Origin of the sequence: uncultured Tateyamaria sp. (genome assembly GCF_947496075.1) — a bacterium.
GTDB lineage: Bacteria > Pseudomonadota > Alphaproteobacteria > Rhodobacterales > Rhodobacteraceae > Tateyamaria.
Genome location: NZ_CANMBJ010000011.1, coordinates 19,266 through 36,265 on the forward strand (window position 1 = coordinate 19,266; position 17,000 = coordinate 36,265).

General features: G+C 56.6%; 14 protein-coding genes. 6 read left to right on the plus strand and 8 right to left on the minus strand.

The features are described 5' to 3' along the window. Window positions 1-128: 128 nt before the first annotated feature. Window positions 129-518 (minus strand): hypothetical protein, encoded by a 390-nt coding sequence (locus Q1A51_RS24175; RefSeq protein ID WP_299606648.1) that lies wholly within the window; start codon window positions 516-518, stop codon window positions 129-131. 206 nt (window positions 519-724) lie between these two features. Here Q1A51_RS24175 and Q1A51_RS24180 point away from each other — a divergent pair, with 206 nt between their 5' ends. Genes Q1A51_RS24180 through Q1A51_RS24190 form a run of 3 tightly spaced genes read left to right on the plus strand, consistent with a single transcriptional unit; the run spans window position 725 to window position 4,369 of the window. Next, window positions 725-2,413, plus strand: coding sequence for a sulfotransferase (locus Q1A51_RS24180; RefSeq protein WP_299606650.1), 1,689 nt, complete (start codon window positions 725-727; stop codon window positions 2,411-2,413). A 1-nt stretch (window position 2,414) separates the two neighbouring features. Beyond that, complete coding sequence (locus Q1A51_RS24185; RefSeq protein WP_299606653.1) at window positions 2,415-3,218, plus strand: sulfotransferase family 2 domain-containing protein; 804 nt, start codon at window positions 2,415-2,417, stop codon at window positions 3,216-3,218. Beyond that, window positions 3,215-4,369 (plus strand): glycosyltransferase 61 family protein, encoded by a 1,155-nt coding sequence (locus Q1A51_RS24190; RefSeq protein WP_299606655.1) that lies wholly within the window; start codon window positions 3,215-3,217, stop codon window positions 4,367-4,369. Before Q1A51_RS24185 ends, Q1A51_RS24190 begins: the two co-directional genes overlap by 4 nt. A gap of 50 nt (window positions 4,370-4,419) precedes the next feature. Here the strand turns inward: Q1A51_RS24190 and Q1A51_RS24195 are convergent, their stop codons facing one another. Next, window positions 4,420-5,373 (minus strand): NAD-dependent epimerase/dehydratase family protein, encoded by a 954-nt coding sequence (locus tag Q1A51_RS24195; RefSeq protein WP_299606659.1) that lies wholly within the window; start codon window positions 5,371-5,373, stop codon window positions 4,420-4,422. Between the two features lie 366 nt (window positions 5,374-5,739). Between Q1A51_RS24195 and Q1A51_RS24200 the strand changes: the two genes are divergently transcribed. Genes Q1A51_RS24200 through Q1A51_RS24210 form a run of 3 tightly spaced genes read left to right on the plus strand, consistent with a single transcriptional unit; the run spans window position 5,740 to window position 11,441 of the window. Beyond that, a complete protein-coding gene (locus Q1A51_RS24200) occupies window positions 5,740-9,660 on the plus strand; it encodes a glycosyltransferase (protein WP_299606663.1) in 3,921 nt (1,306 codons plus the stop codon). Continuing rightward, complete coding sequence (locus Q1A51_RS24205; protein ID WP_299606666.1) at window positions 9,657-10,667, plus strand: glycosyltransferase; 1,011 nt, start codon at window positions 9,657-9,659, stop codon at window positions 10,665-10,667. The genes Q1A51_RS24200 and Q1A51_RS24205 overlap by 4 nt, the downstream gene beginning before the upstream one ends. Window positions 10,668-10,718: 51 nt before the next feature. Then, window positions 10,719-11,441 carry a hypothetical protein gene (locus Q1A51_RS24210; protein WP_299606670.1) on the plus strand — a complete coding sequence of 241 codons (723 nt, stop codon included), beginning with the start codon at window positions 10,719-10,721 and terminating at the stop codon, window positions 11,439-11,441. A 37-nt stretch (window positions 11,442-11,478) separates the two neighbouring features. On the opposite strand, the gene Q1A51_RS24215 is transcribed toward Q1A51_RS24210, so the two are convergent. The 6 genes from Q1A51_RS24215 to rfbC form a co-directional block, all read right to left on the minus strand. Beyond that, entirely contained in the window at window positions 11,479-12,372 is an 894-nt protein-coding gene (locus Q1A51_RS24215) for a hypothetical protein (protein WP_299606673.1), read from the minus strand. Between the two features lie 80 nt (window positions 12,373-12,452). Next, window positions 12,453-13,067, minus strand: a complete 615-nt coding sequence (locus tag Q1A51_RS24220) for a sulfotransferase (RefSeq protein WP_299211039.1) — start codon at window positions 13,065-13,067, stop codon at window positions 12,453-12,455. Window positions 13,068-13,300: 233 nt separating this feature from the next. Then, window positions 13,301-14,182, minus strand: coding sequence for a glucose-1-phosphate thymidylyltransferase RfbA (rfbA, locus tag Q1A51_RS24225; RefSeq protein WP_299606678.1), 882 nt, complete (start codon window positions 14,180-14,182; stop codon window positions 13,301-13,303). Between the two features lie 55 nt (window positions 14,183-14,237). After that, entirely contained in the window at window positions 14,238-15,101 is an 864-nt protein-coding gene (gene rfbD, locus Q1A51_RS24230; protein ID WP_299606681.1) for a dTDP-4-dehydrorhamnose reductase, read from the minus strand. 62 nt (window positions 15,102-15,163) lie between these two features. Further along, complete coding sequence (rfbB, locus tag Q1A51_RS24235) at window positions 15,164-16,207, minus strand: dTDP-glucose 4,6-dehydratase (RefSeq protein WP_299606685.1); 1,044 nt, start codon at window positions 16,205-16,207, stop codon at window positions 15,164-15,166. 4 nt (window positions 16,208-16,211) lie between these two features. After that, entirely contained in the window at window positions 16,212-16,772 is a 561-nt protein-coding gene (gene rfbC / locus Q1A51_RS24240) for a dTDP-4-dehydrorhamnose 3,5-epimerase (protein WP_299606688.1), read from the minus strand. Between the last annotated feature and the right edge of the window lie 228 nt (window positions 16,773-17,000).

A 17,000-nucleotide genomic window follows, 5' to 3' on the forward strand; every position in this document is an offset into this window, starting at 1 on the left:
TGAGGTGAGAGGATGCCGACAAACGGCTGAGGAAAAAAGTCTTGAACACGGAATACCATCCGGGACGAAATACAAATTACACTCAGCACGCCCTTTTCCAAGTTGCAAGGTTTAAGGCGTAGCCGACGTCAGCCCCGCACGAGTTGCAGGGACAAGGGCGGTATAGAGTGTGCGCCGTCTAATGGAACAAAGGTTAGGCCGGGCGGCTCGCAATCGGCAAGGATTTGCGAAGAGGCACGGACGCGGACATCAAAACCGACCCGTGAATCGATGCCTTTGATAGCGGCGACGTCCGGTCGCAGCATGTTTGGAATGAATGCGGCTCTCTGATCGGCCAGGACCAATTCGACCTGAGCAGCTTGAACCCAACCCGCAACGATCAATCGACCCTTTTCTGCTGCGATCAGGTCCACAAAGCCACGCTCGGAACCAGTTACGTCGAAAATCGACATTTGCGATCCGGACCACCGGTCGGCGGAGTCGGGTCGTGACAGGATTTGCGTTAGCCAGTTTGCCATGTCGAGCCTTAGTTATCTTCGCTGCGCTGTTAACCGCAAACCATTGCGGTCCCATAACGAAATCTGCGCACTTTTTGCTTTTTCCCGACGGTGTGCTGCAAAAACAGACGACGAATCCGACGCCATTGCTTTTCCCCCGCTGATTGGAATGATAGGGCCGGACGCGGAGCCGTAGCTGTGCTCCAGGATGCGGGGCAAAGATCAGTATGACAGATCCAGTAACGCAGAAGATCGGGCAGGCAGGCGAGGTCACCATGTTGGCGCCGACGCCAGACGATCCGGTCCACATCCTTGCCTTCCACGGCGGTGGCGGTGTTGCGGGGACGCCTGACATGATGGTGCCGTTTGCGCAGCGGGTCACTGCGGGACCTGGTGTGACAATGGCGTTGGCACGCTACCGGACGCTGAACGCGGATCAGGCGAGTTTCGAAGATATGCGCGCAGATGCCGCGCAGGCGTTGGATTGGGCACAGGCGCAAATTCCCGCCGGGGGGCGACTTTATCTGCTGGGGGCCTCTTTTGGCGGACTTTTGGCTTTGGACGCGCTGTTGGAAGCTTCGGCTGAAGTGCAAGAGCATGTGACCGGGCTGATCCTGCTGAATGCCGTGACGGACACCGGACCGGACGGGTTTGCCAACCGCGTGATCAAGCCGGAGGATCATGGCCATCTGTCGCCCATTGCAAGGTTGAAAGGGCATCCAATGCTGTCGCGATTGCGTTGTTTCATAGCGCATGGTGGACAGGACGATGTTGTGCCTATTGATGTATCGCACCGGTTCGCCGCGCTGTGGCCAAAAGACCGGTGCGAGATGATGCCCTTTCCCAATTCCAGCCATGGGTTTTTCAACCGTGCGCCGCACGACAAAACCGTCGCTGCGGCAGTGCGCAAATTTGTGGGCGCTGCTCCGATTGAGGCCAAGCGGACTGTGTCCACAGGGTTGCTGCCGAAGGGCGCGACCATGGTCTATGGCATCGGGGCGCAGAAAGCCGGGACCAGTTGGCTGTTCGATTATCTCAAGCAAAGCGAAGAGAGTCACACCGTCCACATCAAGGAACTGCACTATTTCGATGCGCTCTATGTCAAAAGCGAACAGAGTCACCTGAATAACCGATTGGCACAGTTGCGACGTGCCGTGGACAACCTGACGCCTGGAATGGACCCGGCAAATCGCAAGCGCCTGCGCGACACGCAACTGTTGGCCGAGCGATTGTCAATTCACGCGGCCGCCCCCGGCGACCACCGTCCCTATGTCGAGTACATGACCAAGGGCTATGCCGGGCAAAAGATCATCTGTGACTTCACCCCATCCTACTGCACGCTGGATGCCGAAGGATTTCGTGAAATGGACAGTCTTGGTCCCGCGAAGTTCATTTTCATTCTGCGCGATCCCGTTGATCGGTTGTGGTCGCAGATTCGCATGGCGATCGGCGCGCAGAACCCGACATTGTCCGACGCTGCCTATGAAGCCAAATGTGTGGCCCATGCGCAGGATCTGAGAGACAAGCGTGATATTGCCCGCATTCCCCGCGCAGACTATGCGCGCACGATGGAAGCCCTTGAGGCGGCGGTGCCATCAGACCATATCCACTATGCGTTTTACGAAGACTTGTTCAGCCAGGACAGTGTTGATGAAATCTGTGCCTTCCTTGATATCAGGCCGCATAAGGTTGCGGGTGACAAGCGGGTCAATCTTGGGCGGTCGACTGTGCTGCCGGATGCGGTGGAACAGATGCTGAGCGAGGCCCTTGCGCCGCAATATCAGGCGATGTGTGCGCGCTTTGGTGACTCCGTGCCGGCCGCTTGGCGCGAAAGCGTGGTGCCGCCTTCGAAGAAAGCGCCTCAAGCGTTTTCTGAAAAGGCAGTGCGTTTGCTCACGGGCTTCGGAGATAACTGATTTGGGTTCTTTATCGCGGTGGTACAAGCGGACCAAAACAGGCGGAACGGTGCCGCCCGTTGTGGTGTTTCCCCACATTCCCAAGACGGCAGGGCAGACCGTGCTGGAAGCTTTGAAACAGCTGGTGCCGGAAGAGGCGTTCAGCCCGGTGCGCACCCACGCCAACGCGGCCCCGGATGCGCAGATGCCGCCTGGATATAGCCTATATGCCGGGCATATCGACTGGATTGATCTGGATACCCTGCCGGACGACCGCTTTGCCTTTACCGTTTTGCGAGATCCACGCGAGCGCATCGCATCCTTCTATTTCTACCTGATCCGTGAGGCCGCCAAGCTGAGTGCCGAGGAATTGGCATCCAAGGCACGTACAAACATGCGGACCGTCACGTCCGTATCGGCCGATGACTACTTTTTTGGTGGGGACAGAGCATGGCAGCGCTTTGTCCATGACCACTACAACAATTTCTACTGTAATTACCTGACGACCCGGAAGATTCGCGGTTGGACAGAGGTTGCAGATCTTGATCAGCCTGAACTGGTGCGCCGGGCGTTGGACGGTGCCGGCGCTTTGCAGCGCATTTACACGGTAGACGGGCTTGACGCGTTGGAAGCCGAGTTGGTGGAGATGTTTGGGACGTGTCCCGAAATTCAGGGGACGTATGTCAATGCCGGACCCAACGCAGGCAGGACTGCGCGTTGGCCTGCTTTGCTGGAACGATTTGAACGTGATGACAGTGCCGGCAGGCTTGAGTGCTTTGTTGAAGCCGACGTGAAGCTGATGCAGGGACTGGGGTTCGAAACATGACCGCTGGGCCAAGTATCGTTCCGTTGCGCGATGTGGCGGTGACGCCCTTTGTCTATAAGCGCCCGTTGTTTCGGGGTGGGATCGATGCTGCCGTTGCGCCAGCGGAATCGCGTATGAAACGGGGTGCGACCTTGCGGGACGAGCCGCAGGACATCCCGCGCAAGTCTGGATGGCTGCAGGGTAGCAAGGATTTGCCGAGGCTGAAGGGTCGGCATGTGTTTGGCGGCCCGATGTGGAACCATTTCGGCCACTTCTTCGTGGATTGCATTCACCGTCTTTGGGCGTTGAAGGCTGCGGGGCGGACATATGACGGGATTGTCTTTCTGGCCGTGCAGGGTTTGCAGGACGTCCGCACGAATGCCGATCTGGCCGAGGCAAAGCTGCCCAGTTTCCTGACGGACCTGATGCAGCTTTTGGATATGGGTGATGTGCCGGTCACTTTGATCCGAGAAGCCACCGTGATTGACCGCCTCGATGTGCCTGAACCCGGGACAGCGCCGCGCAACCCTATTGAGCCATTTTATAGGGAATACCTGCAGGGCTATCAGGATGTGCTTGCCGATAAGTTGGCTTTGCATATCGCGCGTGCACCCTCCCGCATCTACATGGGGCGGCGGCATCTTCTGAAAAAAGGGGGTGTGTTGGGGTGCAGCTATTTCGAGGCGAAAATGAAAGCGGCGGGTGTCTTTTGTTCTACGCCCGAAGCAATGTCATTGGCCGTGCAGCTGGGCCATCTCATGGGTGCGGAAAAGATCGTGTTCGACGAGGGCAGTGCCGCCCATCCAACACAGATTCTGTCGCAACTTGATACCGAATTTCTGATGCTGCCGCGCCGAGCCAACAACGCAATCTATGGTCAGGCGATCTCGCAGCGGGCGCCGTTCAAGCTGCTGTGTCCGGGCGACAATATCGAGGTTCTGCCGGACCGGTTTGGATCAACGTCCAGCCCGGGTGGCATGGGTGTCTATGTCAATCCGGTGCCGGTCTACCAACGTCTGAAGCAGCACGGTTTTGTCACGGGCCCCTTCGATATGGATGCATTCCGAGCGGCGGAGGAAGCAGATCTTGCCGCGTCCGGTGCAAGAACTCCGGAGATTGCCGCAACACGACTGGCGGCCTTGCACAGCATTCGCGCGCAACAAATAGCATAATATTGATTATATGACTTTGAGCTCTGCAGTTGGGCGGATTGCTCCGATTGCTAGGCCGGTTTGTGATGCTCTTGCCACCATGCGACTGTTTGCGTGAGCCCATCTTCCAGTGCGATCCGCGGCGACCATTCCAAGGCGTTTTGTGCCCGCGCAATATCAAGGACATTGCGTTCGATATCGATCCGACGTCCGGGATAATAACGGGTGTCGATAGAGGTTCCGCATGCGGCTTCCACCATTTCCACGATTGATTTCAGCGAGGTCGCCTGACCCGTTCCGATGTTGACGACATCCGGGGGATTGTCGGATCGCAATGTCGCAAGGATCGCTGCAGCGACATCGGACACGTGGATGAAATCCCGCTCCACCAGGCCATCGCCCCAAATCTCGAGCTCGGACCCGTCCATGGCGCGCTGTATTGCTGCAGCGATAAAGCCCTGGCCCCGCACGGCGCGCTGCCCTTCCCCGTAGGGATTGGAGATGCGAAGCGACGTGGTTCGCATGTCTGCTTTGCCGGACAGAAGGCGCAAGTAGTGTTCGATAGCCAGCTTTGACACGCCATAGGCGTTTTGTGGTTGAGTCAGCGCGGTTTCGACAAGCCCGGTTCCGGGTGCCGGGCAATGCCCGTAAACCGTGCCGCCTGAGGAGGCGAAAACAAAATGTTTTACGCCGAGTTCCGCACAGACCTCTGCCACGCGCAGCGTGTCACGCACGTGGGACTGGATTTCCATGGACAAGCTGGCAATTGAGGATCCGGGCAGACTGGCATTCGCCAGAAAAACCACCGCATCCCGGTCGGCAACGACCGATGCCATCAGGCTCAGATCCGTGATCGACCCGCTGTGCCACTCTATGTCGATGGAGGATGGCTGGGCGTGGAGGTCATATACGGCCAGGTTCAGACCGGCATCGATGAGGCTTTTGACAACATGTCCTCCGATGAACCCAGCACCACCAATGACGAGAATTCTGTGAGGTGTCGCGTGCGACGTCTGTGAGGTCATAACATGGGCCTTCTGCATTCCCGGGTCTGCTTCATCTTGCCCGTTTAACGGTTTCGATGATCCACGCGCACCTGTTAGCAAACCAAATGAAAGTGAGCCATCGGTGTTGCAACTGGGCGGCGAAAATCCTCTTGCAACCGATTGTCGCAAGTGAAATCTGACACACTTCTACCCAGGACCCAAACATCCGGGGGATCGTACAGTTTTTTGCACCACTCTCGTTCCGGATTGCGGCAAGATGACGCCAAGCCAAATGTCGCTAATTGACACCCCGTCGCTGCCCGGATCAGTACGTACCGAGCGCTCGGAGTATATTGCTTCCGACGACAAGAATATCTTAGATCATAAATTGTAGAGAGGCTCGTTGTGACAGAAGTGGACACCGCCGTACCCGATGACCTATCGGACGTCATTCAGGCCGTTAGCCGTTCGCCCTTGTTTGACGAGGAATGGTACAGAACCAAGTACCCCGACGTGTCCTTGCATGATTGTGGGGCGGCAGAGCATTATGTTTCGCTTGGCGCGGCGCAAGGATACGATCCTGGCCCTGACTTCAGCACGCAGTTCTATTTCGGAGCGCATCCCGACGTTTCTGAAATACACCTAAACCCTTTATATCACTACGAATTATACGGTCGTGGCGAAGATCGCCAAATACATGCCGCCAAAGAAGTATCGGAAATCGAGGAGGTTCTGAAAGTACTGGGCGCAGGACCCGATAGCGGGAATGGTAGCGAAGACCAAGCAGCCGAGCCGGGGGAGCCGGTATCCGAAGCCAAAGTTGTGATGAATGCCGAGCTGTTCGATGCGGCTTGGTACAACGAGATGTTTCTGGAAACGCCGCTACGCCCTTTGGAGGCTGCAGAGCATTACCTGAGTTTTGGGGCCGCAAGCGGTTACGATCCCGGACCCGAGTTCAGCAGCACCGAGTATTTGAACAGCAACCCGGATGTGCGCAGTTCCGGTGTCAATCCGCTGTATCACTACCAGATGTTCGGACAGGCCGAGGCGCGTATCACGCACGACTCGAAATACCTGGAGCCGATCAAGAAGATAGCGCCCTCTCAGAGCAAGGACGACCGGCTCGCTGGTTCCGAGGCAAAAAGAATCCGGCAAGACACACGCAAGATCATCCGCACTACCCCCCTGTTGGATGCGGAGTGGTACACGGCGAAGTATCTCAAAGGGGACAAATCGGGTGATCCGGCATGGCTGCATTTTGTCAAGTATGGGGCCACGCGCGGTTACGATCCCAACCCGCTTTTCTCCACCTCCTGGTACTTTCAAGAATATCCGGAAATTCAGCGTGCAGGCCTGAACCCACTGGCACATTACGTCGCCAAGGGTGCGTACGAAGGTTACAATCCGCACCCGTTGTTCAACACGGATTGGTATCTGCGCAATCTGGACGTGCCGCTTGATGCGGATGTCAACGCCCTGGCACACTACCTATCCAAACCGGACCGCCGTGATGGAGAGATTTCGCCGTCCTTTGATGCGTCTTGGGTCGCGCGGAGTGTCGTGGGACTTGGAGATCGATTTGCGACGACTATCGAGGCGTTCACTGATCCGACACCCCGGCGCATCGATCCTGAAACGCGGGATCGCATCCTCAAACGCGGCATACGGACGCCGGACACCGTTGAGGCCTTCCAGGATGACGGTCTGGTTTTTGAATTTGAAAACCTGACCGAAGACCTTCAGCAGCAGTTGACGCAAGATGCCCAAGGGCCTGACCTGCCGATGCTGTCCGTGGTCATGCCCACCTGGAACCGTAAAAGTGAAGTGGTTGCAGCGATCACGTCTGTTTTGGGGCAAACATATCCCAACATCGAACTTGTCGTCGTGGATGATGGAAGCACGGATGGCAGTCACAAGCTGATCGCGAAGAAATTCAAAAAACACATCGCGTCTGGTCACATCAAGCTGATCAGTCAGGAAAACGCCGGTGTTTGCCGCGCCCGCAACACTGGATTGGCCAACACGACCGGTGATTTCATCGCCTATCTGGACAGTGATAACATCTGGCGCCCACAAACCGCCGAGCTTCTCATGTCCGCCTTGTTGCACAACGGCGAGGCGATGTCAGTTTATGGCGCGGTCGAAATCTTTGCCGATGACCTTGAAGAGCGTCCTATCATGGGGCGCAGCTTTGACCGCCATGCTTTGCTGAGGTCCAATTTCATTGACCTGAACGCTTTTGCGCACCGTCGTGAGCTGCTCGAAGAACTGGGCGGTTTTGATGAGAATCTCAGACGCCTCGTCGATTGGGAGTTGATCGTCCGCTACACCGCTGACCATGACGTGACCTTCCTGCCCATCCTTCTGGTCAACTATGCGCTTTCAGATACGCTGGGCAATATCACCCGCACCGTGCCGATGAAGGAGAACATCGATCGTGTGATTTCTGCGCATCGCGTTGAGTTCTACCGTTCGGGCGTTCTGACCGCAGATCAGATGGCGCGCCGGTATCTCAAGGAACTGACCGTTCCGATGGTGCGCACTGAACCGGTGGATCAACCCTATCCGGGCCTTGCCCCGCGGGTTCTGACACCCCCCGTGCTTCCAATGCGGATCGCCATCGTTCTGGACGAAGATGCCTGTGCTGCCTTTGTTGGTCATATCACCAATGAACAACACTGGTTCGTTGATGACGTGCTGGTCAAATGCGCAGATGGATACAAGGTTTGGGATCCGGTGAGTGGCGATGCGACGGGCGAAGCTGTCGCTCTGAGCCAGTTGGGGCACACGGTCTTTTACTGGCCCACGCAACCGGCGCGGATGCTGACCGCTCGCACATTGCAAACTGCAGCTCTCGCGATTGCTCTGAGCCAACTGGACGTTGCACTGGTTTCAAGTGGGCGTTCGACACCAGCAACGCGAAAAGAGGTCGCGGTCCAGACGGTGCGCGATCACCTGATCGTTGCAAAGCCACAGGCACGTCACTGGTTGGGCAGAATGGAGCTGTCTGGCTGCGTCCGCGGACAAGTGATCGAAGCGGAAATCGAGCGCCTTGGAGCGCGCGCGCAGGTCACGGACATCAGCGCCCTGCTGCGCCAGCCGTTCGAGATCAAGAACGACAGCCGTTTCTGGAGCCGTGGGACACGGGCCGTGGGCGTTCCGAACATCGAATTTGATACGTCTACCCTGCCCCTGGTCAAAGATGACCGCCCTACGGTTCTTCTTGTCGGAATGAAAACGGCAATGGGCGGGGTCGAGCGTCTGACCATCAGCCTTGGGGCTGCATTAAAGAGCAATTACCACTGCATTTATCTTGCGCTTGAGCCTATCTCGACCGAACAGGGCGACATTACGGATCAAATCCATGAGGCGGGGCTGACCCTGTTGGATGGGTCAAAAATCGTGACGCCGAGTGATCGGATTGCGTTGTTGTCGATGATCTCGGATGTGTATGCGCCCGAAGCGGTTTACGTCATGAACGGATCATCGTGGTTCGTGAACAACGCCGCCGCAGTGCGCGAGGCGTTCGCTGACAGCGTTATCGTGGACCAGCAGGTCTATGATCATCAGTTTGGCTGGATCGAGCACTACAACAAACCCGCCATCCGCCGCTTTGACAGCTTCGTGGCCGTGAACTATGCCATCAAGGACACGTTCCTTGGACCCCTTGGCCTTGCGTCGGACAAGGTGTTTCACATCCCGCACGGCATTGATGTCAGCCGCGGCGCGACAGCGCTTGAAACGGTTTCCAAGGCAGAGGCCCGAGCGGAGTTTTCGTTGCCAGCCGGTGGAAAGATCATCATGTTTGCGGGTCGGTTGACCGACCAAAAACGCCCCTTGGATTTTCTGAAACTGGCCGCGATGCGCCGTGACAACAGTGACGAGACATTTGTCCTGCTTGGTGACGGTGCCATGAGCAAGGCCTGTGAAAAGGCCATCAAGGACGAAAACCTGACGAACGTGATCCGCATACCGTTTGTCAAAGACATCAACCGAGTCTATCGGGCGATTGATGCCCTGACGGTTGTGTCCGAATATGAGGGCCTCCCGCTGGTTTTGGTCGAAGCCGTGTGCATGGGCATACCTGTCGTGTCGACGGATGTGGGCGAAAACAAGCGCGTCATCGAAGAATTCGACGCGGGTTTTTGTACGGCAAAGGCGGGTGATCTGAAAACGATCTCTGCCCAGCTGGATACGGTTCTAGCCGAAGGTACTGATGCACCGCGGCCCGGTGCGGCGCGGGCCAGAGATGATTTCTCAATTGATCGTATGGCCGAACGTTACGCGCGCGCCGGGCGTCTGACACATATCAAGGGCACAGCATGACACAGGATCTAAACACCGCGCTCGCTACGCCGCCCGTCATGGCATCCACCTTGCCTGACCCGATCGCATCGGTGGTGATCCCCAGCTATTATCACGAGGCCTATCTTGAAGCGGCCATCGACAGTGTCCTGAACCAAACGCGATCAGACATTGAGTTGATCGTAGTCGATGACGGGTCCAAGGACCGGTCCAGACGCATTCTGGCTGGGCTGCGCGACTGCCGTGTCAAAGTCGTTTTGCAGGAGAATGCGGGCGCTCATAACGCGATCAATCGTGGCATGGCCATGACCCGCGCGCCCTACATCTCGATTCTCAATTCAGACGATGTTTTCACACCTGATCGGTTGGAAATCATGGTCGCCGAGATGCAGGAACAGGACGCAGATCTTGCGTGTTCCTGGATTCAGCAGATGGATCACGTCGGCAAGCCCGGCCCCATCAAGAAAGGTTGGACATCACAGCTGCCCAGCTGGGCAAGGACCTTGCCCAAGGTGAAAGTCCGCAAAAGTGATGCGTTCGCCTACGAGCTTCTGCGATCCAACTTCATCTCGACGACCAGCAACATGGTGATATCCAGGCGGATCTACGAAAAAGTCGGCGGCATGCGGAACCTGCGTTTTGCGCATGACTGGGATTTCGCATTCCGAGCTGCATCGCACGGGCGATGCCTGATGGTGCCGCTTAACCTTATGCGGTACCGCACGCATGGCACCAACACGATCTCGTCCAATCGAAGCTGGATGATGTTCGAAATCTGCTGGATGCTTGCGGTGCACTTTGATGCGATGGCAGATCAGTTGTCACATCTGAATCGGAGCGATCTGGCGCGCAGTCACTACGGAGCCCTGGACCCCACATATGACGCTTTGAAGGAGGCGCTCGATCGCGCGGGCACGCAGGAGTCGCGCGACTCCTTTGCCGAGAAACTTCTGAATGATGAAAGCGCAAGAGCACCGTATATTGACATGATCACCGACAGGCTAAACCATACCCGGCACGAATCATGAAAGTATCGGCGTACTCGCCGTACACCAATACGGACGAGAAAAGACGCCTAAATGCACGACACGACTCCCTGGCTGTTCATCCATGTGATGAAAACAGCAGGAACGAGCTTTCGCGCATACGTTGAAAAAATCGCGCCGTCGCAGGTCTTTCCCAGCAAGAGTGATCGTGAACGCACGGGCGGCAACTACATGGGCGCGCTCCAGTTTTTGACAAGTCTCAGCAGCGGTACGATCAAACCCGACAGCACACCGTACATGTTTGGCCACTTTCCGGCGTGGATGAGTGACAAGGTTGACCCAAGCTGGCGCGTCGCAACTGTTCTGCGAGAGCCGGTGGCCAGAACCGTTTCAATGTTGGGTCATCACAACGCACGGCTTGGTGCCAAGTATTCCGATTTGCGCGACCTTCTTCTGGATGACAACTTTCGCAAGAACAATCTGGAGAACTATCAGACCAAAGTCTTTGGGGCGGAGCCTGATCATATCACCAGCGCAAATGATCAACATATCTGTACTGAAGAGACCTATGAAGCAGCGCTGGAGCGAATTGGCCGCTTTGACATGGTCGGTCTGACCGAAGAGATATCGCAGACTGTTGATCGCTGGCATGAAGTTACGGATTTGCCGCGCGGCGAGTTTCCGCATTTCAACAAAGCGAAACCACGCGAGATCGATACCGAACTAAGGGATGCGATCCTGCCTTATGTTCAGCTCGATTTGCGGTTTTACGACACGGTCAAATCAACGATCGCGGTCAACCATCTGAGCACCTAGGGCGTTTTGCCAAGAGCGGGACATTGAACCGGCTTGGTCAGCACCGCCAGGTCAACAAGCGCGACATTGCAACTGATCGGACACCACCGGGATCCGTCGGTCTGTTGTGCGGAGCCTTTTCTGCATCTGGGCCGGGTTCCAAAACTTCGATGCAGTTGGTGAGATGCCCGTTCGGAACAGGCACGAACTTGGCCAAAAATCCGTTCTCGGCCATGTTATAGCGCAGTCCGATGCGACGCTGTCCGTCCGGTCCGACGAAACGAATGTCACAATAGCTCATCGTGGCATCGATATTGAACCCGATGACGTTGGCTGGCTCCTGCAGCATGACTTTGGTTCCGGCATGCAACCGTGAGAACGTATCGGACAAAAGGCTGTTCTTTTTGGTGACTTGCTCGCCAAGCGCAAACTCCGACAACGCGATTTCCGCGAAGTTGGTAGTGCCGAATGCGCCGTTGACGGACACGTCCTGTCCAAAATTCGCCAGTTTGGATACCAAGTCTGCGCCAAAGCTTCGGGCGATTTCGGGCAGGATATGTGGGCCGTCAAGAAAGACCGGCTCTGGATAGTTGGCAAGCGCATAGTCAATGACACTGACAAATACCCCATTCAAACGGTGCGCAGCCACTTCGTATTTCTCGTAGACTGCACTGCGGTTTTGCGCGTGGGCGCGGTTGCAGAACCCGAGTATTACCAAGTTGGACTGCGCCGCGAGCGTCGTCAGAATCTCGTCCAACAATGCGTCGTAAAACGGTTCCGCCCCGACAAAGGACAACAAGTTTTCGTCGTTCGGGATCGCATCGACAAGGATATGGTCATAGGCGGACAGATCTTGCGACAGTCTGGCACCAAACTGGGAAACAGGTGAGGCACCAACAGACATGTTGTCGATCTGCCAATCGGCAGGCGCCGCGTCCCGAAACCCCGCCATCCAACCCCCTTTGAGGATTGAATTGGATGTGCCTAGAACAAGTATCTTCATTCAGGAAGCTTTCAGGCCGATTTGCTGATCTAATACACAACGCCGCGTGTTTCGCCGTTTTCGCGCGTTTTGTTTGAGTGACCCCACCATTCCAGCGGTTGGCCTATGAACTCTCCGATCCGGATGTTCGCATCCTTGTCTTCAATGTCGTAGGATAAGAAGTTGTCCTTGCCTTCAAAGAGTTCCATCGTGTTTGCGTAATGCCCTTCGATCCACCGAATGACCCGTTTCTTGGTCGTGGCGCATCTGGGCGGCATACCGGGCGCACCGACTTTGTGCAGGCGCTCCATGAAGTTGCCCCACTTTTCCATGCTGTTGGCAATCGCAACAGGGTCACGCAGGTTGAGAATGAATTTGACGTCCGGGTTCTGCCGGGCGACTTCCCTCAGCATTGCGGGATCCATCTGAGGCCAGAAGGACGTCGTTGTGGTGATGAGGTCAGGCTGTGTCACAGCTTCGAAACCGGGAAAATCCGCCATGATGTTTTCGCCCCGGTACCATCGGTGATACATGGAGTTGCCCGCGAATTTTTCGACAGTCTTCGTGTACCAGTGCAAAGATTTCATGCCCGACCGCAGGAAAGCATCCTGCAACGTCGATGTGCCGGACTTTGGCAGCCCCAAACCAAAAACACGTAGCGCCATTAGGTTCCTCTTCTCCCGTCTTGCGATAACTCTATCAGCCTGAGCGCCAACCAAAAAGTATGATTAGCAACAGCGTCGGACGACTTTAGTCATGTGGCGCTGTGCAAATCACGTCAGTACCTCAGCTTGACTACATCCACTTCTGGTTGATGCAAACACGTTTTAAGTCGCATGACCAAAAATATGTCCGGCAGGTATGACCGCCTCAACACTTGATGAACAACGGCCAGATGTCACATCAAAAGGCTGGACAAGTAGGCCCCGTAATCATTCTTGGCGAATCTTTTGCCGCGCTCCGTCAGCCCCGTTTCATCGATCCAGCCTTGCGTGTAAGCAATCTCGTCCGGACTGCCGGTCTGCAGCCCTTGCCGGGACTGCAGCGTCCGTACGAAGTTGCCGGCATCCAGCAGGCTGGCATGTGTACCGGTATCAAGCCAGGCGTACCCGCGCCCCATCTGTTTCACTGTCAGGCTGCCCTCGTGCAGATAGGTTTCAAGCAGCGTGGTGATCTCCAGCTCGCCCCGCGCGGACGGTTTTACCTGGCGCGCGCGTGCAGGCGCATCGGCGTCCAAAAAGTAGAGCCCTGTCACAGCGTAGTTGGATGGTGGAACGTCTGGTTTTTCAATAATTTGCTTCGCATGACCATTTTCATCGAAAGCGACGACACCATAGCGTTCAGGATCGGCCACGCGATAGCCAAAGACCGTGCCACCGGCCCCTTGAGTATCTGCTTCGGCCAAGAGCTTGGGCAGACCGTGCCCGAAAAAGATATTGTCGCCCAGCACCATTGCCGATGGTGCTCCGTCAAGAAAATCCTCAGCCAGAATATAGGCCTGCGCCAGACCATCAGGGCTGGGTTGTACAATGTATGTCAGGCTGATGCCCCATTGGCTGCCGTCGCCGAGGGCGCGTTTGAATTGGTCCTGGTCCTGAGGCGTTGTGATCACCGCGATCTCGCGGATACCGGCCAGCATCAGAACAGAAAGCGGGTAATAGACCATGGGCTTGTCGTAGATCGGCAAAAGCTGCTTCGATACACTGACCGTGATCGGGTACAACCGAGTACCAGAGCCACCGGCCAGAATAATACCTTTGCGCGCTGTTGATTGAGTCATCGAGATGCTCCGTGTTCCGTAAAGGGAGTGTTGAAATTGGGAAAAGGCCGAGGCCTCAGTCGACCTGTTTCAGTTGATCGAGAATGTGAGACAGGCTGTTGCGCCATTCGGGTCTGGCGATGCCGAACGCAGATGTTGTGCTGGTACAGTCCATGCGCGAGTTGAGCGGCCGCTTTGCCGGTGTCGGATAGTCGCTTGACGGGATGTCAGTCACCTCGCATTCCAGATCGGACATATCGAAAATCGCGCGGGCGAAATCCGCCCAACTCGTGTTTGGTGCACCGGCAAAATGGTACACTCCTGCTGTGTCAGGGTCGGTTTTCAACGTTTTGACAATGGTCACACAGGCCGCGGCAATCTCGGCTGCACCCGTGGGTCCACCAATCTGATCCGCCACGATGGTCAGGGCATCGCGTTCCTTACCCAGTCGGAGCATTGTCTTGACGAAGTTGTTGCCGTGCGCAGACACAACCCACGAAGTTCGCAAAATCACCGAACGCCCGCCCGCTTTCTGCACGGCAAGCTCGCCCGCATTTTTTGTCAGGCCATAAGCCCCTTGCGGATCGGTCGGATCGGTCGGGAGCCATTCCGCTTCACCCTCACCCGAAAAAACATAGTCGGTTGATATGGTGACAAACGGGATGTCGCGGGCGGCGCAGGCGCGCGCCATGGCGCCGGGTGCGTCAGCATTGATTGCGTGGGCGCGTGCAGTGTCGGTTTCGGCGGCATCCACCGCCGTGTAAGCGGCAGCGTTGATAACTGCGTCGGGCGCGTGGCTGGCAATGGCGGCAGCACAGGCTGCGGCGTCCGTCAGATCGGCAGCCTTGCGATCCAAAGTCGTGATGCGGGTGTCGGGGCCATTCAAGGCCCGCAATTCCGTGGCCACCTGACCGGTGTGTCCAAATACCAGAATATCCATGCGCACTCCTCTGCTCGCCTCAGGCCCTTCTGCATGTGAAGGGTCGAAAATGCCTAGGTCTGCTATCCTGTGCCCAAGCGTTTGCCTACACCATCGCGGTCCTGCAGAGCCCGCCACCATGCCTGGTTTTCCAGATACCAATCCACAGTCTTGGCCAAACCTTCTTCGACCGTGACGGACGGGCGCCAGCCCAGTTCATCACGGATGCGGGTGGGATCAATGGCATAGCGTGCATCGTGGCCAGGTCGATCCGTGACAAAGGTGATCTGATCGGAATAAGACTTTCCATCCGCCCGCGGCCGTTTTTCATCGAGGATGGAACACAAGGTTTCCACAAGCTGCAGGTTCGTGCGCTCGTTCTCGCCCCCGATATTGTAACTGCGCCCCAGCTCGCCCTTCTGCAGCACCAGCAGCAGCGCATCGGCATGGTCCTCGACATAGAGCCAGTCGCGTACGTTCGAGCCGTCGCCGTAGATCGGCAACGACTTGCCTGCCAGCGCGTTCAGAATGATCACCGGAACCAGTTTTTCCGGGAAGTGGAATGGACCGTAGTTGTTCGAACAGTTGGTCAGCACGACAGGCAGGCCATAGGTTTCAGCCCAGGCACGCACCAAATGGTCACTCGCCGCCTTGGATGCCGAATACGGGCTGCGCGGGTCATAGGGCGTGGTTTCGGTGAATTGCCCCTTCGCCCCAAGCGAGCCAAACACCTCGTCGGTCGAGATATGGTGGAACCGGAATCCATCGAACTGGTCGCGCCCCTGCCAATAGCGGCGCGCGGCTTCGAGCAGTGTGTAGGTCCCGGTTACATTGGTCTGCACAAACGCACCGGGCCCGTCGATGGACCGATCCACGTGGCTTTCGGCGGCCAGGTGCATAACTGCGTCGGGTTTGTGGGTATCAAAGATACGCACCATCGCATCCCAGTCGCAAATATCGGCTTCTTCGAAACTGTAGAGATTGCTGGATGCCACGCTTGCCACGTTATCAAGGCAGGCGGCATAGGTGAGCGCATCAACATTGATCACTTCATGCCCGCGTTCCACTGCCTGCCGAACCACGGCAGAGCCGATGAAGCCCGCGCCGCCGGTGACCAGTAATTTCATGCTCTTAGTCCTTGTATGTGAAAGGCGTGTCCAAATCGGCAAGCAAAGGCGCAACCGCGTCTTTTTCTGACAAGATCGGATCACTGACCCCACCCCAATCAATGCCAATCTGCGGATCATCCCAGCGCAGCGCCCCTTCGCTGTCCCGGTTGTAATAGTCGGAGCACTTGTAGATGATCTCGGTCTCTGGCTTCAGGGTGACAAACCCGTGGGCAAATCCTGCAGGGACCAGCAATTGTTTGCCGTTTTCAAAACTCAATTCGGTGCCGAACCACTGCCCGTAAGTGGGTGACCCTGAACGAATGTCCACGGCCACGTCAAACAGGGCGCCCTTGCCGCACCTTACCAACTTATCCTGCGCGTGCGGTGGTGCCTGAAAATGCAGTCCGCGGATCGTGCCCACTTTTTCGGACAGGGAATGGTTGTCCTGGACAAACACAACGTCAATGCCCTCGGCGGTAAGCGCACGGGCATTGTAACTTTCAGAAAAAAAACCGCGCTCATCACCGTGCCGCGCGGGCGTGATGACGACAACACCAGCAAGTGGGGTTGTTTCGATCTGCATTAATGGGCCTCTAGTTCAAACATTGCGCCTAACATGACTCGGTGCTTAACAAGCGCCCTGTGCCCTGTCCATCCTTCGGGCGGCAGACCGGGTGGACTGCGGCATTCGGCGCTCGATCATCCTATTTTTATGGCCGTCACTGAGGCGTATTGTTGCGCATTGGCCAACTCACCGCACGGTCAGCTAAGGGCGTCGTAACCTCCTGCTCCTAGCTATTGCCGTCGTCTG